16 protein-coding genes are annotated in these 21804 nt (G+C 63.7%); 5 read left to right on the top strand and 11 right to left on the bottom strand.

What is annotated here, in order from left to right:
* Positions 1-3: 3 nt before the first annotated feature.
* Positions 4-924, top strand: a complete 921-nt coding sequence (locus ACTHLA_RS11955; protein WP_440189319.1) for a substrate-binding domain-containing protein — start codon at positions 4-6, stop codon at positions 922-924.
* Positions 925-938: 14 nt separating this feature from the next.
* Here the strand turns inward: ACTHLA_RS11955 and ACTHLA_RS11960 are convergent, their stop codons facing one another.
* Entirely contained in the window at positions 939-1448 is a 510-nt protein-coding gene (locus ACTHLA_RS11960) for a hemerythrin domain-containing protein (RefSeq protein ID WP_440189322.1), read from the bottom strand.
* Positions 1449-1672: 224 nt separating this feature from the next.
* On the opposite strand from ACTHLA_RS11960, the gene ACTHLA_RS11965 reads away from it, so the two are divergent.
* From ACTHLA_RS11965 to ligD, 4 genes are read left to right on the top strand one after another with little or no spacing between them, the layout of a single operon-like run.
* A complete protein-coding gene (locus tag ACTHLA_RS11965) occupies positions 1673-1849 on the top strand; it encodes a hypothetical protein (RefSeq protein WP_440189325.1) in 177 nt (58 codons plus the stop codon).
* A gap of 14 nt (positions 1850-1863) precedes the next feature.
* Entirely contained in the window at positions 1864-3123 is a 1260-nt protein-coding gene (locus ACTHLA_RS11970; RefSeq protein WP_440189328.1) for a flavin monoamine oxidase family protein, read from the top strand.
* A 1-nt stretch (position 3124) separates the two neighbouring features.
* The gene (gene ku / locus ACTHLA_RS11975) at positions 3125-3952 is read left to right on the top strand and encodes a non-homologous end joining protein Ku (RefSeq protein ID WP_440189331.1); all 828 of its coding nucleotides are present in this window, start codon (positions 3125-3127) and stop codon (positions 3950-3952) included.
* 3 nt (positions 3953-3955) lie between these two features.
* The gene (ligD, locus tag ACTHLA_RS11980; protein WP_440189334.1) at positions 3956-6490 is read left to right on the top strand and encodes a DNA ligase D; all 2535 of its coding nucleotides are present in this window, start codon (positions 3956-3958) and stop codon (positions 6488-6490) included.
* Here ligD and ACTHLA_RS11985 read toward each other — a convergent pair whose 3' ends face one another.
* The 10 genes from ACTHLA_RS11985 to zwf all read right to left on the bottom strand — a co-directional run bounded on the left by ACTHLA_RS11985 (position 6491) and on the right by zwf (position 21625).
* Entirely contained in the window at positions 6491-7762 is a 1272-nt protein-coding gene (locus tag ACTHLA_RS11985) for a cation:proton antiporter (RefSeq protein ID WP_440189337.1), read from the bottom strand. It lies immediately after the preceding gene.
* 76 nt (positions 7763-7838) lie between these two features.
* On the bottom strand, positions 7839-9395 hold the full coding sequence (locus tag ACTHLA_RS11990; RefSeq protein WP_440189340.1) for a GH39 family glycosyl hydrolase: 1557 nt from the start codon (positions 9393-9395) through the stop codon (positions 7839-7841).
* A gap of 67 nt (positions 9396-9462) precedes the next feature.
* Positions 9463-11118: a sodium:solute symporter family transporter gene (locus ACTHLA_RS11995; protein ID WP_440189343.1), complete on the bottom strand. Its 1656-nt coding sequence runs from the start codon at positions 11116-11118 to the stop codon at positions 9463-9465.
* 377 nt (positions 11119-11495) lie between these two features.
* Positions 11496-14108 (bottom strand): glycoside hydrolase family 3 protein, encoded by a 2613-nt coding sequence (locus ACTHLA_RS12000; RefSeq protein WP_440189346.1) that lies wholly within the window; start codon positions 14106-14108, stop codon positions 11496-11498.
* Positions 14109-14534: 426 nt separating this feature from the next.
* A complete protein-coding gene (locus ACTHLA_RS12005) occupies positions 14535-15611 on the bottom strand; it encodes a LacI family DNA-binding transcriptional regulator (protein WP_440189349.1) in 1077 nt (358 codons plus the stop codon).
* A 174-nt stretch (positions 15612-15785) separates the two neighbouring features.
* Positions 15786-16421 (bottom strand): bifunctional 4-hydroxy-2-oxoglutarate aldolase/2-dehydro-3-deoxy-phosphogluconate aldolase, encoded by a 636-nt coding sequence (gene eda, locus ACTHLA_RS12010; RefSeq protein ID WP_440189352.1) that lies wholly within the window; start codon positions 16419-16421, stop codon positions 15786-15788.
* A 153-nt stretch (positions 16422-16574) separates the two neighbouring features.
* On the bottom strand, positions 16575-17582 hold the full coding sequence (glk, locus tag ACTHLA_RS12015) for a glucokinase (protein ID WP_440189354.1): 1008 nt from the start codon (positions 17580-17582) through the stop codon (positions 16575-16577).
* A 4-nt stretch (positions 17583-17586) separates the two neighbouring features.
* Positions 17587-19401 carry a phosphogluconate dehydratase gene (edd, locus tag ACTHLA_RS12020; protein WP_440189357.1) on the bottom strand — a complete coding sequence of 605 codons (1815 nt, stop codon included), beginning with the start codon at positions 19399-19401 and terminating at the stop codon, positions 17587-17589.
* On the bottom strand, positions 19402-20154 hold the full coding sequence (gene pgl / locus ACTHLA_RS12025; protein ID WP_440189360.1) for a 6-phosphogluconolactonase: 753 nt from the start codon (positions 20152-20154) through the stop codon (positions 19402-19404).
* On the bottom strand, positions 20147-21625 hold the full coding sequence (zwf, locus tag ACTHLA_RS12030; protein ID WP_440189363.1) for a glucose-6-phosphate dehydrogenase: 1479 nt from the start codon (positions 21623-21625) through the stop codon (positions 20147-20149). The genes pgl and zwf overlap by 8 nt, the downstream gene beginning before the upstream one ends.
* Between the last annotated feature and the right edge of the window lie 179 nt (positions 21626-21804).

Genomic DNA, 21804 nt, shown 5'->3' on the forward strand with positions numbered 1-21804 from the left:
GTCATGAAAAAAGCTTTCGCCATCGCCGCCCTGCTGCTGGTCGCGACGCCCCTATGCGCCCAGGCCAAGACCAAGGTGTTCGTCTCCATGGCGCGGGTCGATCCGTTCCTGACGCTGATCCGCGATTCGCTACAGGCCGAGGCGGCGAAAAATCCCGATCTCGACATGACCATCGCGGTCGCCAATGACGATGTCGACACCCAGCTCAGTCAGGTCAAGACGGCGGTCGCCGACCATGCCGACGTGCTGGTCGTCCTGTCGGTCGATGATGATGCGGCCAAACAACTGGCGGCGGTGTCGGCGGCGTCGAAAACCCCGCTCGTCTATCTCAACGTGCTGCCGCCGATCGACCGCTTCACGGCGCCGACCTCGATCGTGGCGTCGAACGATCTGGTCGCCGGACGGCTGCAGATGCGGCTGCTAGCCGACAGGATCGGCAATAAAGGCAATGTCGTCATCCTGCGCGGCGCCGACAGCCACCCGGCCGCGCGCGACCGGACGGCGGGCGTCAAGGAAATCCTGGCCCAGCGTCCGAATATTCAGGTGGTCGGCGACGTCTCGTGCAACTGGAAGCGCGAGGACGCCGAAAAGCAGGTGACGCAATGGCTGCAAAGCGGCGTGCATATCGACGCCATCGCCGCCAATAATGACGAGATGGCGCTGGGGGCCATCGCCGCCCTGCAAAAGGCCGGTTATCCGGCGGGCAAGGTGGCGGTCGGCGGCGTCGACGGCACGGCGGCGGGGCTGGCGGCGATCAAGTCGGGTTACTTGAGCATGTCCTTGCTGCAGAACGCCCGCGAACAGGCCGCCGAAGCGATGGCGGACGTGCAGAAGCTGGCGCACAAGCAATACGCCCAGCTTTACGACTGGGTGCCGTATGAAATCATCATACCGTCCAACCTCGCCAGTTTTGAAGGCCAATAGGTTAGACCAGTAAGTTAAATATGCGCGCGGCGGCGTAACGAGTCGTCCGGCTTGTCGAACAGATTGCCCGGCAGGGGCGGATTGTCCTTCATCTCCTGTTTGACCGCCGCCATCTCGTCGGCCAGTTTTTCGGCGTCGGCGTCGCTGAGCAGCTTTTTCGCCTTCTTCCACACCTCAGTCTCCTCCTCCTTCACATGGTGGCTGACCGCGTGCTTGAATTCGCCGAAGGTTTCGATCCACGACTCGTCGTGGATTTCGAGCGCGCTGAGCTTCATCAGATAGTCGCGCGCCTCCTGATGCTCGTCCTCGGCATGGCTCATCTGCTCCTCAAGCGGGCGGGCGCGGCTGGCGCGTTCGACGGCGCGATAGAAGGTGACCTCCTCGCTGTCGAGATGCAGGATCAGTTCGGTGCGGATGCGGTTGAACAGCTCCATGCGGCGTTTGGCGTCGCGCGTGTCCAGCACCTGCTGCATCAGGTCAGCGACGGCGCGGTGGTCTTTTTCGATATAGGCGTAAATGTCCATGTGGCTCTCCTGCGGTCGGATGGTCCCCGCCCGCCGCGATCATGCTCCGGCCCGGAATAAGAATGAAAGCCCGTCCACGCCTTGCGCCATAAGGCTTTTGTAAGCCTGTGCGCGCCGCGTTTACGGCGCCTTTATGGTGGCGCCCCGCTTTTGCGACCAAGGGCTTACGGCTGGGGTGTTAAGCTTGGTTTTTATGGATCATCGCATACCGACAGGGGTTCGCCATGATGAAATCACCAATCAAAAGCTTTATAGACGGCTTCAACGAAAAACAGGCGCCTCAGCCGCATCAGAAGCGCCTGCATGAGGAAAAGAAACTGCGCGACGATCTCGACGAGAACATGGTCGATGAGATGGTCGATGAGAGCTTTCCGGCCAGCGATCCGCCTGCGAACTATTAAGCGGACGCCTGCCTATGATGACGGATGTTCTGATCATCGGCGCCGGACTGGCGGGTCTGAGCGCCGCCCTCGCCTGTCGCGATGCAGGGCTTGACGTTCGCCTTCTGGAGGCTGGCGCGGGTCCGGGCGGACGGGCCCTGACCAGACGCATCGGTTCCGGCCTGCCTGCGGATATGGGCGGCCACTGGCTGCACGGCGAAGACAGCCCCCTGCGCGGCGTGATTGAGCGCTACGGACTGGAGGCGCGCGCCGACGAGGGCGAGTTTTATATCAGTGAAAACGGTGTCTTGCGTCAGAGCGACGAGGACTGGCTGGAACGCGCCATCGACGACGATCTGGCGCGCCGCATCCGCTTGGGCGAGACGCCGGACATCCCCCTGCCCGACCTGGCCCGCGACGCGCACAGCCGCGTCTGGCTGGAGGATTTCGGCTATCTGTGGAACGGCCTTGAACCGCCGCTGCGCCCGTCGGCGCGTGAATTCCTAACCGATGAAAATACGCCCGGCGGCTTACAGTTGACCAAAGGCGTCGGCGCGCTGATCGAAGCTCTGGCTAACGATGTCGGCCATGCGCGCATCCGCTCTCACACCGTCGTCACCCACCTGATCTCGATCAGCGACAGCGTATGCGCGCGCGGCTCGGACGGCTCGACCTGGCTGGCGCGGCGCGCCATCGTCACCGTTTCGCTGGGCGTTCTGACCTCCGGTATGATCGCTTTTGACCCGCCGCTGTCCGACGCGACGCGCGCGCATCTGGACGGCATGATCATGGGTGAGATGAACAAGATCGTCATCGCCGTCGATCCCGCCTTTTTCCGCCAGCGCCGCATTGCGCCCGACACCGCCTATGAACTGCTCGATTCGCGACCGCCGCACTTCTGTCACGCCCACAGCAGCGGCCTGCCGCTGATCCAGCTCTATGCCAGCGGCCAGCGCGCGCGCCAGATCGAACGCCTGAGCGCCGAGCAGGCGACCGGCTATGTCAGCGCCCTGGTGCGCCATATCCCGGCGCTGGCGGGCTTCGAGGCGCACATGCAGGGGCCGCCGCTGATCTCGACCTGGTCGAGCCATCTGTTCACCCAGGGCGCCTATTCGGCCCTGCTGCCCGGTCATCAAAGGTCCGGCCCGCGCGTTGAAGGCCCCATCGTGCTGTGCGGCGAAGCCTTCGATGAGCGCTTTCCGGCTTCGCTGGCCGGGTCGTGGCGCTCGGGTCAGGCCGCCGTGCGCAGCCTGGGCGAGACCGGTCTTTACATGCGCCAGACGGCGACGGTGTAAGATGGCGCTGCGACCCTACTGGAGCGGCCATATCCGCCTGTCCCTCGTCTCCTTGCCGGTCAATATCTATGCCGCGCTGAACCGGTCGCGGACCATCGCCTTTCATGAAATCTACAAGCCGACCGGCGAGCGTGTGCGTCATCAGCTCGTGGCGGGCGACAAGGACGTGGAGCGCGACGATATCGTCAAGGGTTACGAGGTCGAGAAGGGCGAATATGTGCTGATCGACCCGGATGAGATTAAAGACCTGCGCATTCCGTCCTCGGATACGCTCGATATCGCCGAGTTCGTCGATGCGGCGGCCATCGACGCCATCTATTTCGAGAGCCCCTACTATGTCGCCCCGGCGGCGCGTTCGGATCAGGCGACCTTCGCGGTTATGCGCGACGCTATGCGCGACACCGGCAAGTTCGGCGTCGGGCAACTGGCCATCGGCGGGCGCGAGCGTTTGTGCTGTCTGCGGCCCTGCGGCGCGGGCATGATGATCGAAACCCTGCGTTACGAAGACGAGATCAGGGCCTGCGACCCCTATTTCGACTCGATCCGCGACAAGCGCCCGAACCCCGATGAGCTGGACCTCGCCAAGGAGCTGATCAAACGGCGCACCGCGACATTCGACGCGGGCAGGTTCCATGACCACTACCGCGAGGCCCTGCAGGAACTGATCGACGCGCGCATCGAACACCGCGAACCCAAGCCGGTCGAGGCCGAGCGTCCGACGGCCAAGGTGGTCAATCTGATGGACGCCCTGCGCGAAAGCCTGAAGGCCAGCGACAAGCCGACCAAGTCGGCGCCGAATAATAAAACGACCCGCAAGAAGGCAAGCTAATCTATGGATCAACTTGACGCCTATAACCGCAAGCGCGATTTCAGCCGCACGCAGGAGCCGTCCGGCAGGACCGGCAAGGCCGGGACGTTTCAGTACCTGATCCAGAAACACGACGCGACGCGGCTGCACTACGATTTCCGGCTTGAGCTGGACGGGGTGCTGAAATCCTGGGCGGTGACAAAAGGGCCGAGCCTCGATCCCGCCGACAAGCGGCTGGCGGTTGAGGTCGAAGACCATCCGGTCGCCTATGGCGGTTTCGAGGGCACGATTCCGAAAGGGCAGTATGGCGGCGGCACGGTCATGCTGTGGGACCGCGGCACATGGGAGCCGGTCGGTGATCCGCATGAAGGTTTGCGCAAAGGCGATCTGAAATTCCGCCTGCACGGCGAGCGTTTGCAGGGCGAATGGGTGCTGGTGCGGATGAAGCCGCGCGGTAAGGACAAGGACCGCGGACGCAATAACTGGCTGCTGATCAAGCACCATGACGGCTATGCGCGCGAAGGCGATCATGACGCCCTTCTGGCCGACAACGCCGTCTCCATCGCCACCGGACGCGCAATGGACGCCATCGCCGCCGGAAACAAGGTGTGGAACAGCGAGCCGAAAAAAGCGGCCAAGGCGGCGCAAAAGACCTCGCGCACGGCGCAAAAAAAAGCAGCGCCTGACTTTGTCGAACCGGAGCTGGCCACCCTGACCGACGCCATGCCGCAAGGTGAGGACTGGGTGCATGAGATCAAGTTTGATGGCTACCGTACCCTGGCCCTGATCTCCGGTGGGGAGGCGCGCATGATGACGCGCTCCGGGCTGGACTGGACGGCGAAGTTTCAGGCTCTTGCCGACCGGCTGCAGGCGCTTGACGTGACCGACGCCATTCTCGACGGCGAGATCGTCGCGGTCGATCACGGCGGCGCGACGCGGTTTAAATTGTTGCAGGATCGGCTGCGGGAGAAGCGCAGCGAAGAGCTGCAATATTATGTCTTCGACCTGTTGCGGCTGAACGGCGAAGACCTGCGCAAGACGCCGCTGATTGAGCGCAAGGCGAAGCTGAAAGCGCTGCTCGGCGGCCATGATTTCGAAGACCGGATTATCTATTCGGAGCATTTCGAGGCGGATAAGCGTTTCCTCGGCAAGGTGTGCGGCATGGGCTTTGAGGGGCTGGTGTCCAAGCGCAAATCGTCGCCCTATCGCGGCGGGCGCAATAAGGCGTGGTTGAAAACCAAATGCCATAAACGGCAGGAGTTCGTCATCGGCGGCTTCCGCGAACCGACCCATGCGGAACGCGGCATCGGCGCGCTGCTGCTCGGCTATTATGACGAAGATCGCTTCGTCTATGCGGGCAGGGTCGGTACGGGATTTGATGCCGAAACTTCGCAAATGCTGCGCAAAAAACTCGATGCGATAACGCGAAAAACACCCGCCTATGCCGAGCTTGCGGCGGAGGCGAAGCGCGGCGCGATCTGGGTCCGGCCCGAGTTGGTCTGCGAGGTCGAGTTCACCGAATGGACGCCGGACGGGCGGCTGCGCCATCCCTCCTATCAGGGCTTGCGCGAAGACAAGCCTGCGCGCAGCATAGGCCGCGAACAGGTCACGCCGGAGGCTCAGGCCGTGCAGCAGGAAACGCCCAAACCGTCGCGCCGCCGCAGCCAGGATACCGAGATCGGCGGGGTGAAGATCAGCCATCCCGACCGTGTACTGTGGCCCGATGACGGCTTCACCAAGCAGCAGATGGCGCACTATTACGCCGCCGTCGCCGAGCATATCCTGCCGCATGTTGTCGGGCGCCCTTTGTCCATGGTGCGCTGCCCGGACGGCATTGGCGGCCAGTGTTTCTTTCAGCGCCACATCGCGCATGACATGCCGCACCTTTACGACACCGGCGTGCCGGTCAAGGGTCGCGACGAGGACTATATGATGATCCGAGATGCGGCGGGGCTGCTGACGCTGGCGCAATGGGGCGTGATCGAACTGCATCCGTGGGGTTGCCGCGCCGACCGGCCCGACCGGCCCGACCGCATCGTGATGGATTTCGACCCCGACCCGGACCTGCCCTGGGCCAAGGTCGCGGCGGCGGCGCGCGAAGGGCGTCAGAGGTTGGCCGATCTGGGCCTGAAAAGCTGGCTCAAGACCACCGGCGGCAAGGGGCTGCATGTTGTGGTCCCCTTGCAGCGCCACCATGACTGGCCCACCGTCAAGGCGTTTGCGCGCGCCGTGGCCGAGGCGATGGAGGCCGGAAATCGCGATCTTTATGTCGCCCATGCGCGCAAGGCCGACCGCAAGGGCCGCATCTTCGTCGATTACCTGCGCAATGATCTGACCGCGACGGCGGTGGCGGCCTATTCCTTGCGCGCGCGCCCCGGCGCGCCGGTCGCCATGCCGCTCGACTGGGACGATTTGACGGACGATCTCAACCCGCGCGATTTCAACCTCGCGACAGTTCCCGACCTGCTGGCAAGGCGCAAAACCGATCCGTGGGCCGATCTGTGGGACGCGCCGCAAAACCTCAGCGCGGATGCGCTCAAGGCGATGGGCGTTTCGTAATCAGGTCAGTTCCGGGTGGCGCGCCTTGACGCGGATGATGACGCGGCTGATCGTGCCGCCCTGAATCAGCACGGCGAACAGCACCACCACATAGGTCGCGGCCAGCAGCACCGAACGCGCCTCGTTCTGGCTGATCGACAGGGCCAGCGCCACCGATATGCCGCCGCGCAAGCCGCCCCACACCAGAACCGGCATGGCCAGAGGCCCCAGCTTGATGATGGGCCGCAGGGTCAGCATCGGCGCCCCGACCGAGATGAACCGCGCCAGCAGCACCAGCGGAATCACCGCCGCGCCCAGCAGGATCAGCTTGCCGCCGTGCGCCACCGCGACGAATTCCAGTCCGATCAGCAGGAACAGCACGGCGTTGAGAATCTCGTCGATCAGCGACCAGAACTTCATGACGTGGTCGCGCGTCGCATCGCTCATCGCCTGCGCAGCCGCAGCGTTGCCGATGATCAGCCCCGCCACCGCCATGGCGACCGGTCCCGATACGCCGATATGCTGCGCCAGGCTGTAGCCGCCCATCACCACCGCCAGCGAAATCATCGCCTCGACATTGTAGTCGTCGATCGACCGCATCAGCGCATAGGCGATCCACCCCGCCGCCAGCCCCAGCAGCACCCCGCCGCCCGCTTCGCGCACGAAATCCCAGGCGGCATGCGCGATGGTGAAATTTTCGCCGCCTGAAGCGATGCTGAGGGCGATGCCGAACACCACGACGCCGACCCCGTCATTGAACAGGCTCTCGCCCGCCACGGTCGCCGACAGGGTGCGCGGCACATGCGCGGCCTTCAGCACCGCCATGACCGCCACCGGATCGGTCGGGCTGATCAGGGCGCCGAAGACGAGGCACCAGGTCAGGGGCGCATGCAGGCCGAACAGGGGCGCCAGATAATAGAAGCCGATTCCGACAATCGCCGTCGAGATCAGCACGCCGAGCGTCGAGAGCGCCAGGATCGGCCAGCGCCCATTGCGCATATCGCTCCAATCGACATGCAGCGCCCCGGCGAACAGCAGGAAGGACAACATGCCGTTCATCAGGGTCGTCTGAAAATCGACGCCCTTCAAAAAATCGGCCAGCATGTCCGACAGGCGCGCCCCCGGCAGCAGATAGTCGATGCCGATCACCGCCAGCGAGGCCAGCGCGCCCATAAAGGTCAGGCCGACCGAGGCCGGCAGGCGCAGAAAGCGGTGATTGATATAGCCAAGCCCCGCCGCCAGCACGATCAGGATCGCCGCCGCTTCAAAAGGTCCGATCAGGGCTGTGGTCATGACGCGCCTCCTTCGCCTTTGTTTTTAGGCAAGGCGGCGCGCAGTCTCAACCAAAACCGGTCAGACCGGTGACGATTTACGGCAGCTTGTCGAGCTTGATCAGCACGATGTCGTTGGCGCGCATCGGCACGCTGTAACTGGCCTTTCCATCGGGGCCGACCAGCAGGGTCGCGACCTTTTCGGGCATGTCGCGCGTCTCGTCCTGCAATTTGGCGATCTGCTCGGCGTTCAGGTCTTTGGGCAGGCCCCAGTCGATATAGGTCGAATAGGCGTCATTGGCGCGATAGCCGGTGCGGAAGACGGTGACGATGTAGCGGCCCGGCGCGACGTGCGACAGGTTGAGCGCGACCGGCGCGACGTCATGCGTCGGCATGTCTTTGGTGTAGGTCGGGCGGTTGCTCTTGTCCTGCTGCGGCTGCTCGAAGTCGAAGATCAGCGCCTGAATGTCGTCGCCGTCGCGCGTGACCCACGACTGATCGTCAGAGTCCTTGAGCGCGACCGGGCCGAGTTCGTTGAGATATTTGTAGGCGAACCAGGCGGGTTTGCGCACGCCGTCGCGGTTCATCAGGCCGAAACCGCCCTGGAAGGAGGCGGTCGGCGGGCCGGGCTCCTCGAACAGGTCCGAATAGGTCCAGTAGCTCATGCCCTGCACCAGGCCTTCGGACTTTTTCAGCTTGCTGAGAATGTAAGGGGCGGAAATGTAGGAATCATGCACCGGGTCACGCGGCGTGTAGGAGGTCGACCATTCGGTGAAATAGAGCGGCAGCTTCGGGAAGGGCGAGGCGGAAATCTCGCTGCGCACCTTGCGCACATCGCCGACAATCGCGTCCGGCGACGGCGACAGCTTGGTGTCCGACTGGCCGTTTTCGTCGAGGAAGCCGCCATCGACGCCGTAGGTATGGGTGGTGACGAAATCGACGGGCGCGCCCGACGCCTTCACATGATTGAGAAATTCCGGCACCCAGGCCGCGCCCGCCGTGGCCGGACCGCCGACGCGAAGCTCAGGATCGACCTTTTTCAGGGTCTGAGACGTCAGGTCGTAGAGTTTAAAGTAAGCGTCCTGATCGGCGCCCTCCCAGAAGCCGGACAGGTTCGGTTCGTTCCACACCTCGAAATACCAGGTGCGCACCTCGCCCGCGCCGTAACGGTCTTCAAGATGGCGCGCGAAGGCGTCCACCAGACCGGCCCACAGCTCCGGCTTGGGATGCGAGGTGTTGCCCTTCCAGTAAAAGATCGAATTGTCCGAGGTTTTCATCGCTTCGGGCGTAAAGCCCAGTTCGACGAACGGCTTGATCCCCATGCTCAGAAGCTGGTCGTAGAGGCCGTCGATCTTGGTCCAGTCATAAACCGGCTTGCCGTCAACGAGCTTGTAGGTTCCCAGCACGTCATGGAAGATGCCGTGAAAGCGGATATAACGAAAACCCAGCTCGCTCTCCGCCGTGCGCAACTGCGCAAGGCTGTCGGGGCGGTACAGCGTGCCCGGATAGTCCGAGCCGACGCTAAGGTCGTAGAAACGGTCCAGCGGACCGCTGGCGGCGCTCATATCGACGGCGATATGGCGCGCCTGATCCTGCGCAAGGGCATGGGTGGAGAGCGCCAGGAGGCTGGCGGCGAGTGTGACGGCTTTCAACATGCGGGCGTTTCCCATTTTCGGTTTTGTCCGACCATATGGAAAACGCCCGCCGTTGCAACCCCTTTGCTTACCAGAAGCGCCAGTACAAGAAGATCAGGATCAGGACGACGCCGACGGCCAGGGCGTTAAACACCGGCGAGGTCTTGAACGACACCCCTTCCAGCGTCAGGGTCGAGACCGGCTTTTTGTTCGGGACGACCAGCGAGACCAGCACGCACAGGCCCAGCGCGATCCAGAACACCCAGCCGACGCGGTTCATGAACGGCATGTCCGGCACGCTGTGCGCCATGAAGGCGCTCTTGAAGCCGAGGAAGCTGTCGTGGCTGTGCAGGTACGAGGCGACATAGAAGAAGCACGACATCAAAAAGCCGCCCGCTACCGCTGCGAAGGCCCCGGCGGTCGAGCAACGCTTCCAGAACATGCCGAGCGCGAAGATCACCACAATGCCCGGCGTGAAGAAGCCGGTGAAGTCCTGAAGATACTGAAACGCCTGATCGCACGAGCCGACCAGCGGCTTGGCGGCGATAATGGCGATGACCACCGCGACCACCGAGGCGATGCGGCCGACCAGCACCAGCGAGGCCTCGCTCAGGCCGGGCTTGAGCGGCTGCACGATGTCGATGGTGAAGATGGTGGCGATCGAGTTGATCTTCGACGCCGAGGACGAGATGACGGCAAAGGTCAGGGCGACGAAGACGAGGCCCAGCAGACCCGACGGCAGCAGGGTCATCATGTGCGGATAGGCCTGATCGGGCTTGGGCAGGTCGGGCGCCAGCACGAGCGCCGCGAGGCCCGGAATGACCACCAGCACCGGCATCAGCAGCTTCAGATAGGCGGCGAAAGCGATGCCCTTCTGCGCCTCGGACACGCTCTTGGCGGCCAGGGCGCGCTGGATGATGTACTGGTTGAAGCCCCAGTAGGAGATGTTCATGATCCACAGGCCGCCGACCAGAACGGCGATGCCGGGCAGGTCTTTATAGAAGGGGCTGTCCTTGCCGAGGATCATCTGGAAGTGTTCGGGATAGCGCGTCAGGAGATGGTTGAATCCGCCTGCAATGCCGCCCGCCTCGCCGATCTTGCTTAAGGTCAGGCCCGCAATGACCAGACCGCCCAGCACCAGCAGGGTCACCTGCACGATGTCGGTCAGGGCCACGGCCTTGAGGCCGCCGGAGATCTGGTACAGCAGGGCGAAGACGCCGAGGCCGATCAGCACCGTCAGGGTGTCAAGGCCGGTCACGGTCGTCACCGCCGTGCCGCCCAGCCACAGGATCGAGGTCAGGTTGACGAAGACGTAGAGGATCAGCCAGAAGATCGCCATCAGGTATTTGACGCTGGGGCCGAAGCGCTGATGCAGAAAGCCCGGCATGGTCATGACGCCATTGCGCAGGAAGACCGGCAGGAACCACTTGCCGACGATGATCAGGGTGATCGCCGCCATCCACTCATACGAGGCGATGGCCAGACCGATGCGGTAGCCTGAGCCGGACATGCCGATGATCTGCTCGGCGGAGATGTTGGCGGCGATCAGCGAGGCGCCGATGGCCCACCACGGCAGGTCGTTACCGGCCAGAAAATAGCCCTTTGAGGTCACGGCCTCGGTGGACTTGCGGCGCGACACCACCTGCGCCAGCACGAAGATCGACACCGCGTAGAACAGCACGATCCAGACATCGAGATTGGATAAAAAATTGCCCTTGGGCAGCAGCGCAGCCAGATTTGGCATGTTTCCCCACTTATGCGTTCCGCTGAATTGCGGTTAATTATCGTACAAATGGCATGAGATGGCGCATTTGGCAACGGCTTTCATGATTTTGCATCACAAGCGATAACAAACCTCGTAACATGGTTTGAACACCGGATTTGGAAGAAAAACTTGCGGTTCGCTGCACTGCAATATAGATTGTTCCTGTCGGCGATGTTTTTTCCGCTGACGTGCCCATTCCTGGGCGTTTCCTCCCTGTTAACTGAGCCGCCTTCGGGCGGCTCTTTTTTTTGTTCGTAGGGGGAAGCTGAAGATACCCCACCACCACATCTCAGCCGCTGCGCGGCCTCGTGCGGTCCCCCTCCCCATCAAAGATGGGGAGGCATAAGGGGGAGGGGTTATTTCGCCGGGCAGACCGCGTCGCCTTCGTCGGAGGCCAGCTTGACCGCCGAATAGCTGATCGACAGAGGCTTGTCCGACGACAGGCTGAAGGCGGCGCCGACATTTTTCATGTCCACGCCGGCATTCGCCATGCAGTCGAGCGTGACCTTCAGCGTCTTCCATTGCCCTATCGGCGCGGACAGCACAGACGAGACATCGAGCGCGTGTTCATGGCCTGCGTCCGTCCCCATACCCAGCATGACCGGGCCTTGCAGCGGCTTATCCAGGCGATAGGTGACCGAAATCGTCATCTTGCCGCCCTGCTGACGCGACAGATCGACCGGCTTGAGCGCGCTGAACACCGCCTCGCCATGTCCCTGTCCGTTGAAGACCAGCGAGCGACCCGCCTCCTGCTTGCCGGCGTCAACCGCGGTTTGCGACACCACCCCGCCGGGGCTGGAAAAGGCGTCGCGGTCGCCCTGTGTCTGGCCCTTGTCGTCGGCCAGATACAGCCGCCATGGGGCTTTCACCCGGCCCGCATCGAAATAGTCATCGACATTGACCACGTCGTCGAGGCTGACGCCGGAATCTTCCGACAGATGCGGCACATCGCCGACATCCTCATAGGTCAGGCCGTAGCCGTAGGCGAATAAGGGATCGTAGCCCTCCGTGCCGACATTGAGCGGCCCCTGATTGCCCTTTTTCGGCCAGGAAAAGGTCAGCTTGCCCTTGAAGTCATGGCGCGGCTGGCCATTGGCGTCGCCGATCAGCACGTCGGCGATCCCGCCGCCCTCGGTGCCGGGCAGCCAGGCTTCGACAAAGGCGTCGGCGGCGTTGATATAGGGATTGGTCCACAAGGGGCGGCCCGATTCGAACACGATCACCACCGGAATGCCCTGCGCCTTGAGCTTCTGGATCATGTCCAGCTCGGATGTGTCGCCCGGCTTATAGACAAGGTTGGCGCGGTCGCCCTGGAATTCCGCGTAAGGGTCTTCGCCGATCACGACAATGGCGGCGTCGGGGCGCTGCTTGTAGCTGCCGTCCGTGCTGACCTCGGCGGAGCCGCCCGCGGCCTCGACCGTTTCCTTGACCCCCTGATAGATGGACTCGCCGTGCGGGAAGTCGGAATTCTTGTTGCCCGTCCCCTGCCAGGTGATCGTCCAGCCGCCGCACTGCTTGCCGATATTGTCGGCGCCGTCGCCGGTGACGAGGATATGGCCCGTCGGCTTCAGCGGCAGGGCGTGGTTCTCGTTCTTGATCAGCACCAGCGATTCGCGCACCGCCTGCCGCGCCACGGCGCGGTGTTCGGGCGAGCCGAGATTCTCCCAATGGCCCGCAATGGCGCGGTCCTTGGGCGCGGCGCGGTCGAACAGGCCGCCCTTGATCTTGGCGCGCAGGATGCGGCGCACGGCGTCATCGAGGCGCGCCTTGGGGATCACGCCCGACTTCACCTCTTTGAGCGTATTCTCATACATAGCCTTCCATTCGTCGGGCGCCATGAACATGTCGATCCCGGCGTTCATCGCCGCCGGGCAATCGCCGTTGTTGCAGCCCGGCACCTGGCCCTGCGCGTTCCAGTCGGTGATGGCGAAGCCGTCGAAGTGCATGCGCTGCTTGAGCGCGCCGGTGATCAGTTCCTTGTTGCCGGTCATCTTCTTGCCGTTCCATGACGAGAAGGACACCATGACCGACAGGACGCCCGCCTGAATCGCGGGCGGATAACCGGCGCCGTGAATGCGGGCCAGATCGGCCTCGCTCATCTCGGCGTCACCCTGATCCTTACCGCCCTCGGTGCCGCCGTCGCCGAGGAAGTGCTTGGCCGAGGATATGATATGGCCGGGCTTTATGCCGTCCTTGCCGCCGTCCACGCCTTGCAGCCCCTCGACCATGCGGCCCGCATAGGCGGCGACGTCGGCGGGGTTTTCCGAATAGCTTTCATAGGCGCGGCCCCAGCGCTTGTCGCGCGCCACCGCCACGGTCGGGGCGAAGGTCCAGTCCACGCCCGCCAGCGACATTTCGTCGGCGGTGACCTCGCCGATCTTCTGAATCAGGTCGGGATCGTGCGCGGCGCCGAGGCCGACATTGTGCGGGAAGATGACCGCGCCGACGAGGTTGGAATGGCCATGCACGGCGTCGATGCCGAACAGCAGCGGGATCGGCGCCTTGGTGGGCCGCGCCGCCGCGCCGCGCCAGTAATCGTCGGCCAGTTGCAGCCATTGGTCGGGCGTCGCGCGCTCATTGCCGCCGGGCGAGGAATTGCCGCCCGCCAGAATCGAGCCGATCGGGTATTTCGCCAGGTCTTCGGGCTTGATGAAATTGATGTCGGCCTGAATGGTCTGTCCGACCTTCTCCTCCAGCGTCATCTTGGCCATGATGTCGGTGATGCGCTTTTCCGTCGCCGGATCGACGAGACCGGCGGGCGCCAGCTTCGGCCAGGCTGGATCGACCGGGATGATGTCGGACTTTTTTGCGCTCTTGTGCGCCGTCTTGTGCGCAACCTTGTGCGGCTTGTGCGCGACCCTGGCGTCGGCTGCGCCTGCGCTCAGGACGGCCAGGGCGACGCCTGCGCCAAGTAGGACTTTCAGACAGGACGAATGGCGACGGCGCGCGCCGGAGTGCGTGACGGACATGGGCTATCCTTGCGTTCTTCCACAACATTTATTTTTTTTATGTCTGTAACACGAGGCGCCACAGACCGCCACCATACGGGCGGCGCATCCCTTCTCATTGACAGCGCTATCACGCAGCGTCAAGCCGCATAAGGCTTTGGGAGCGCTGCCACAGTTGGATTTGCCGCCAATGACGTTTTTACTTTATTATTTATTTGACAGCGTTGTCAGATTGGCTTAAAGACAGTCTACCCTGTTTCCTGACGCGATCCGTCGCGTTGGGTTTGTGTTTAAAATCGCTGTTCGGACGGATCGGGTTTCTTTCCCTTTTTCATGACCCGGAACGTCTGGCGATTTTAAAGCGCCTTCTTAAATGTGGCATTGTTTGGAAGGCACTGGCCTTTAAACCCGATGGACCTTGCGGTTCATCGGGCTTTTTTTACGCCGTCAGCGCAATTCGCGGTCTGACTCGCGTCGCACCAATTCGAACGGCAGAAGTCGCGCCGCATCGCGCAGGGCGACGCCCTCGCCCGCATCGGCGCGCGACAGAAGGATGTCGGCGGCGGCGTAGGCCAGATCGGCGACCGGCTGGCGGATGGTGGTCAGGTGCGGCCAGATGATCATGGCGCCGGGATTGTCGTCAAAGCCGACCACCGACACCTGATCGGGCACCCGCACGCCGTGCTGCTGGGCGTAGGCCATGACGCCGAAGGCCATGTCGTCATTGCTGGCGAAGACGGCGCTGGGCAAGTCGCCTGCGTCGGCGAACAGGGACTTCGCCGCCGCCTGCCCGGACGCGAAACTGTTATAGCCTTGCGCAATATGGTTCGGGCGCGGCGTCAGCCCCGCCTCCTTCATGGCGCGCTGATAGCCTTCATAGCGACGATGCGACGAGCCGTGTTCGGGATGGCCGCGCACGAAGCCGATGTCGCGATGGCCGCGGTCGAGCAGGTAGCGCGTCATGTCATAAGCCGCCTGCACGTCGTCCATATCGACATAGGCCGAGCGCCCCGCAAAAGTGGTCGGCGTCACCCGCACATACGGCACGCCCGCCGCCTCGACGGCGTCCAGCACCTGCCCCATATCGCACAACGGCGGGGTCAGGATCACGCCATCCAGCCGGATGGTGGCCAGCAGGCTGGCTATGGCGCGGCCAAGGTCCGGCGCCAGGCTGTCCTGCGGCTCGGACAGGACGTGATAGCCGCCCAGACGGCAGCGGCGGATCACGCCTTCCTGAGTGTCGATCACATAGCTGGAGGACGGGTTGTCGTACAAAAGTCCAATCAGAAAGGAGCGCGATCCGGCCAGCGAGCGCGCCAAAAGGTTGGGGCGATAGTGCAGCAGCGCCGCCGCCTCCTTGACCTTGCTGCGCGTCTCCTCGCGCACGTTCGGCTCATTGTTCATGACGCGCGACACGGTCTTGATCGACACGCCCGCCAGCCGCGCCACGTCATTGATGGTCGAGACGGCGCCGTTTGTCGGCGTGAGCGTCCCGCGCTGGCCTGAACCCGTATTCTGCGTCACTCGGACACCGCCCTGACTTAAAGGCGCGCGCGATGCGACTCGCGCGCGCACCCGAAATTGGTCCGACTAACTGCCGCTTCCATGACAGCTTTGTCAACCGCAATCAGGGCGTGTTTTCAGTCACTTAGGCAAAGTCGTGTCCTGCTGTTGTCCGCAGGACCACAGCCGCCTCGATCAGCCCTTCTTGCCGAAGCTTGCCACCGCCTCAGCGGACAGGCGGGTGATCTCGGCCCAATTGCCCTCGGCCATCGCCTTTTCCGGCGCGACCCACGAGCCGCCGACGCACAGGACGTTCTTCAGCGCCAGGAAGTCGGCGGCGTTCTTTTCCGACACGCCGCCGGTCGGGCAGAACTTCGCCTGCGGCAGCGGACCGCCAATGCCCTTCAGGTAAGGGACGCCGCCCGCCGGGACCGCCGGGAAGAATTTCAGGTGGGTAAAGCCCCATTCCAGCGCCTTCATCACCTCGGACGAGGTCGCCACGCCCGGCAGCAGCGGCAGGGCGTCCTGATGCGCCAGAGTCTTGGTCAGGCCCGGCGAGACGAGGAATTTCGCCCCGGCCTTGGCCGCCTTTTCGGCGTCCTTCGGCGTCAGCACCGTACCGGCGCCGACCACGGCGTCGGGGCGCTCCTTGGCGATCAGCTTGATCGCGTCGAGCGCGCAGTCGGTGCGCAGGGTGATTTCCAGCACCCGGATGCCGCCCGCCAGCAGCGCGTCCGCCAGCGGCAGGGCCTGATCGAGCGACGGGATCACCATGACCGGCAACACCGGCCCCATGGTCATGAACTTTTCGATATCGGGATGGGTGCTCATGGCGTTGTCCTCAATCTGCTTATCCTCCCCTGCGAAGCGGGGGAGGTGTCACGGCTCGTCCGTGACGGAGGGGGCAATACCGGCGAGGAGAAAGCCCCCTCCGGCTCGACAGGCTCGCCACCTCCCCCGCTTCGCAGGGGAGGATAAGAGGCCTCAGGCTAAAATCTGATGCTCGGTTAAGGCATTGGCCGAGCCGAGCAAAGCGGCGTAGGGGTGGATGATGATGCTGGATGGGATCGACGCCACCAGCCCGGCCAGAGGCGCCTTGGCCTCCATGCGGGCGCGGAAGCGCAGCTCGTCAATGTGCTTGATCAGGCGCGGCGCGATGCCGCCCGCGATGAACATGCCGGAGGTCGCGCCGTGCGCCAGCGCCAGATCGCCGCACACGCTGGCCAGGATGTCGAGAAAGGCCTCGACCGTATAGCGGCAGCCCTGCGCGTCCTCGCCCTCCAGATGGGTGATCTGGGCCGGGGTCAGGTCTTCGGCGACCTCGCCGCGAATAGACGAAATCGCCTGATAGAGGTTCACGAGGCCGGGGCCGGACAGCATCATCTCGACCGTGACGCGGCCATGTTTGCGGCGCAGGAAGCGCAGCATCTCGGTTTCGTAATCATTGACCGGCGCAAACGAGATATGGCCCGACTCGGTGGACAGGCAGTACGGCCCGTAAGGCCCGCCGACCAGCACCGAGGCGCCAAAGCCCGTGCCTGCGCCCATGACGGCGTGAACGTCGCCAAAGCCGGTCTTCACCGGGCCGATGGTCTTGGTGTCCGACTCCGCCAGATGCGGCAGACAATAGGCCAGCGCTGCATAGTCGTTGATCAGCTTCGCCGTCTTGGCGCCTGCGACCTGCGCCAGACGATCCTCGCGCACCTCCCAGTCGAGATTGGTGAACTTGATCGCCCCGTCCTTGACAGGACCGGCGACCGCGACGCAGGCGTAGTCGAAGCCCGGCTTTTCGCCGATCTGCTCGAAATAGGCCGTCAGGGCCGCATAGAAGTCGGCGTGATCGGCCGTCTCCAGCGACTTGAAATGCGCCAGTTTTGTCTTGCCGTCTTTGCGTTCGGCGATGGCGAAGCGGGCATTGGTGCCGCCAATGTCTCCGACCAGCCCCCGGATCGCGGCGCCGGTGACGGAGCCGCTTTTAAGATGCGCTGTCATATCCCTACCAAAATACTGCGCCGCCCTGATCGGCAGGGCCTACCTGCCGACGCATGTGCGCAAAAAGTTCCCGTCCCACGCCGTCGGCTTCTGCTGGCCGCTCCGCGTCTGTTCTGTTGGCGAACTCGGTGGCATCTCCGAGGTAGTCTAAAGTCCCTTTTTCGCAATCGACGCGCAGGACGTCGCCGGTCTTCAGCCGCGCGATCGGTCCGCCGTCCAGAGCTTCCGGCGTCAGGTGGATCATCGCCGGCACCTTGCCCGACGCGCCCGACATGCGCCCGTCCGTCACCAGCGCCACCTTACGGCCCGCATCGAGGAAGGAGGACAGGGACGGCGTCAGCGAATGCAGTTCCGGCATGCCATTGGCCTTTGGCCCCTGGAAGCGCACAACGCAAATAAAATCGCCTTCCGGCAGGTCTTTCGCCTTGAAGGCGGCCAGGAAGTCGTCCTGATCGTCGAACACCACGCACGGCGCCTCAACCACCTGATGCTCCGGCTTGACCGCCGACACCTTGACGATGGCGTGGCCGAGATTGCCCGTGCATTCGCGCAAACCGCCTTCGGGCTGGAACGGGTTGGACGCAGGCCGCAGCACCGCCTCATCGAGGCTGTTGGCGGGCAGGTCGCGCCAGATCAGCGCGCCGTTCTCCAGCACCGGCTCCCTGGCGTAGAGGGACAGACCATGCCCCCAGACCGTCTCGACATCCTCATGCAGGAGGCCCGCCGCCAGCAGTTCGCGGATCACGAAGCCGATGCCGCCCGCCGCGTGGAAGTGGTTGACGTCCGCCGAACCGTTCGGATAGACGCGCGCCAGCAGCGGCGTGATCGCCGACAGGTCGTTCATATCTTCCCAGGTCAGGATGACCCCCGCCGCGCGCGCCATGGCGGGCAGGTGCAGGGCGTGATTGGTCGAACCGCCGGTGGCCATCAGACCGATCACGCCGTTGACGAAGGCCTTTTCGCTCAGGACATCGGCCAGGCGATGCGGGTCTTTGGAGTTTTCCGCCGTCTTCGCCGCGCGCTCGACGGCGGCCTGGGTCAGGGCGTCGCGCAGCGGCGTTGACGGATGCACGAAAGCCGCGCCCGGAACGTGCAGCCCCATCATCTCCATCAGCATCTGGTTGGAATTGGCCGTGCCGTAGAAGGTGCAGGTGCCCGCCGCGTGATAGGACGCCATTTCGGCGGCCAGCAGCGCGTCGCGGCCAACCTCGCCCAGCGCGTACATCGTGCGAATCTTGGCCTTTTCCGGGTTCGGCAGGCCTGAACTCATCGGCCCGGACGGCACGAAGATCACCGGCAGGTGCGCGAACGACAGGGCGCCGATGACGAGGCCCGGCACGATCTTGTCGCAGATGCCGAGCATCAAGGCCGCATCGAAGGCGTCGTGGCTGAGGGCGATGGCGGTCCCCATCGCGATCACGTCGCGCGAAAACAGCGACAGCTCCATGCCGGGACGGCCTTGCGTCACGCCGTCGCACATGGCCGGCACGCCGCCCGCGACCTGCGAAGTGGCGCCTACCTTACGCGCATAGCCGCGAATCTTCTCAGGATAGTCGTGATACGGCTGGTGCGCCGACAGCATGTCATTATAGGCGGTGACAATGCCGAGATTGGGCACGGCGTCGAGCGCGGCCTGCAACTTGTCGTTTTCCGACGAGGCCGCGACGACGTGGGCGTAGTTGGCGCAGGACAGCTTCTTGCGGCGCGGCTCATCGGCCTTGTAGCGGTCGGCGCGGGCCATGAACTGCGCGCGCGTCGGTTTGGAACGCTCGATAATGCGTTGCGTGACCTTGGCGAGAACAGGATGCAAGTCAGTCATTTAGGCGGTCCAGACGAAATCAACGGGAACAGGGCATTGCGCCAGAAAGGCGCCGATCGGCGACGTATAAGGGTTCGTATCGCGCGCCATAGAGTTTAGCACATCCAGCTTGGTCTGGCTGGTGATGAAGAACACAATCCTGCGACTGGCATTGATACACGAGACCGTCAGCGTGATGCGCGGCAGTTTCGGCTCGATCGACCCGTCGCTTGCCGCCACCGGCAGGACGAGGCGCGGGCTGTCATAGACCTCGGCATTGATCGGATGCTGCGGGAAGATCGAGGCGTAGTGGCCATCCGGCCCCATGCCGAGCAGGGCGAAATCGAACACCGGCGCCTTGCCGCCGCCGAGATCGTAGAGGATCGCCTCAGCCTTGTCGGCGCAATGCTGCTGATCGTGAATGTCCTGAGTCAGGCTCTCCAGCGTCAACCCGGCGTCGATGGCGGGCGTCAGCGCCTCGCGCATCATGCGGGTGTTGGAATCGGGGCTGTCGGTCGGCACCCAGCGCTCATCGACCTGGGCCAGAGTGATCTGCGACCAGTCCAGCACGGCCTCGTTCAGCCGCTCATAGACAGGCTTTGGCGTCGTGCCGCCGCAGCCGATCCACACCGCCTGCCCGCGTTCGTCGAGCGCCTGTTGCAATGCTTCAGCGATCTGGTCGGCGACATAGGCGCCCGCCTCGGCCTTGTCGGCGAAGCTCAGCACGCGCACGCTGGGCGTCAGATCCGCGATCTTTTGCGCCGCCTCAGTCATTCCACATGCGCCCGTCGCGGTCCATCAGCGTATAGGCCGACACCGGCCCGACCGTGCCCGCCTGATAGATCTGCGGCTTCATGCCGACCTCTTTCCAGCGCTGCACGATGCCATCGACATAGATCCACGCGGCTTCGACCTCGTCGCGGCGCACGAACTGCGCATTATTGCCGTTGAGCGCGTCGAGGATCAGGCGCTCATAGGCGATGCGGCGGCGCGGCGGCTTGTCGCCGTTGCCATTGAAGGCCGAGGCCAGCGACAGGCTGAGGTCGAGGGCCTGCAAATGCGTTCCCTCGGCGGTCAGGCCCGGCGCCTTATTCATCAGGGTCAGCTTGATGTCTTCATCCGGTTGCAGACGGATGACCATGCGGTTCGGGCGCGTCTCGGCGCCGAAGATCGAGTGCGGCACCGGCTTGAACTGGATGACGATTTCGGTGGTGCGCGACGGCAGGCACTTGCCGGTGCGCAGATAGAACGGCGTTTCGGCCCAGCGCCAGTTGGCGATCTCGGCCTTGACCGCAACATAGGTTTCGGTGTCGGAGGGCGAGCCCTTCTCGGCCTCATAGCCCTTGACGCGCTCGCCATCGGCGAAGCCGGGGCCGTACTGGCCGCGCGCCGTCTTGTGCAGCACATCGTCCATCGGCTTCAGGCTGCGCAGCACCTTGACCTTTTCGTCGCGCAGGGCGTCCGACGACAGGTTGGCGGGCGGCTCCATGGCGATCAGGCACAGGAGCTGCAACAGGTGGTTTTGCAGCATGTCGCGCACAGCGCCGTACTCGTCGTAATAGCCGAGGCGCTCGCCGGTGCCGACGGTTTCGGAAATGCTGATCTGAACGTGGTCGATCGACTGCGCGTTCCACAAGGGCTCGAACACGGTATTGCCGAAGCGCAGCGCGATCAGGTTCTGCACCGTCTCCTTGCCGAGATAGTGGTCGATGCGGAAGATGCGCGATTCCTCGAACGCATGACCGACCGAATCGTTAATGACTTTCGAGGTTTCCAGATCGCGCCCGATCGGCTTTTCGATCACCACGCGGTTGGGCGCATGGTTCAGGCCCGCCTTGACGATATGTTCGCAGATCGGCTTGAACAGCGACGGCGACACCGACAGGAAGAAGACGATGTCGAGACCCGCGACGTCGCCCAGCTCGGCCTTGAGCTTGGCGCCCCAGTCGTCGTGCGCGGCGTCGAGCGCGACGTGCACGATGCGTTTGCGGAAACGCGGCAGGGTCGAGTCTTCGAGATCCTTGCCGATGCGCTTCTTCACCGCCTCGCCGATCCGATCGACGCAGACCTCGGTGCCGCAATCCTCGCGCGCGACCGAAATGATGCGCAAATCGTCGCTCAGGAAGCCGTCCTGATCCAGCATGGCCAGGGACGGCCACAACATGCGCATGGCCAGATCGCCGGTGCCGCCGACGAGGACGAAAACTTGCTGGCGCGCGCCAGAGGAGGCGTTTTTGGACGACATAGACTGTTTCATTCCCGGACTGTTTTGCCCCTTGAACAGGGCTTATAGTATGACAGCGCTGTCATAACCCCTGTTCCATGCAAGGTCAATCATGAAGTTGGCGGCGAGGACGGCGCGAGGCGATTTTTCGCGCCCCGTACGGTCCTATAGGCCATGCGAAGCGCGAAAGACAAGAGCGC

It is taken from the genome of Asticcacaulis sp. (assembly GCF_051956075.1).
GTDB lineage: Bacteria > Pseudomonadota > Alphaproteobacteria > Caulobacterales > Caulobacteraceae > Asticcacaulis.

Coding starts and splice junctions, on each gene's coding strand:
- ACTHLA_RS11970 (WP_440189328.1), top strand. CDS start 1,864: ATGATGACGGATGTTCTGATCATCGGCGCCGGACTGGCGGGTCTGAGC.
- edd (WP_440189357.1), bottom strand. CDS start 19,401: ATGACTGACTTGCATCCTGTTCTCGCCAAGGTCACGCAACGCATTATC.
- ligD (WP_440189334.1), top strand. CDS start 3,956: ATGGATCAACTTGACGCCTATAACCGCAAGCGCGATTTCAGCCGCACG.
- ACTHLA_RS11995 (WP_440189343.1), bottom strand. CDS start 11,118: ATGCCAAATCTGGCTGCGCTGCTGCCCAAGGGCAATTTTTTATCCAAT.
- zwf (WP_440189363.1), bottom strand. CDS start 21,625: ATGTCGTCCAAAAACGCCTCCTCTGGCGCGCGCCAGCAAGTTTTCGTC.
- ACTHLA_RS11955 (WP_440189319.1), top strand. CDS start 4: ATGAAAAAAGCTTTCGCCATCGCCGCCCTGCTGCTGGTCGCGACGCCC.
- ACTHLA_RS11985 (WP_440189337.1), bottom strand. CDS start 7,762: ATGACCACAGCCCTGATCGGACCTTTTGAAGCGGCGGCGATCCTGATC.
- ACTHLA_RS11960 (WP_440189322.1), bottom strand. CDS start 1,448: ATGGACATTTACGCCTATATCGAAAAAGACCACCGCGCCGTCGCTGAC.
- ACTHLA_RS11965 (WP_440189325.1), top strand. CDS start 1,673: ATGATGAAATCACCAATCAAAAGCTTTATAGACGGCTTCAACGAAAAA.
- glk (WP_440189354.1), bottom strand. CDS start 17,582: ATGACAGCGCATCTTAAAAGCGGCTCCGTCACCGGCGCCGCGATCCGG.
- pgl (WP_440189360.1), bottom strand. CDS start 20,154: ATGACTGAGGCGGCGCAAAAGATCGCGGATCTGACGCCCAGCGTGCGC.
- ACTHLA_RS12000 (WP_440189346.1), bottom strand. CDS start 14,108: ATGTCCGTCACGCACTCCGGCGCGCGCCGTCGCCATTCGTCCTGTCTG.
- eda (WP_440189352.1), bottom strand. CDS start 16,421: ATGAGCACCCATCCCGATATCGAAAAGTTCATGACCATGGGGCCGGTG.
- ku (WP_440189331.1), top strand. CDS start 3,125: ATGGCGCTGCGACCCTACTGGAGCGGCCATATCCGCCTGTCCCTCGTC.
- ACTHLA_RS11990 (WP_440189340.1), bottom strand. CDS start 9,395: ATGTTGAAAGCCGTCACACTCGCCGCCAGCCTCCTGGCGCTCTCCACC.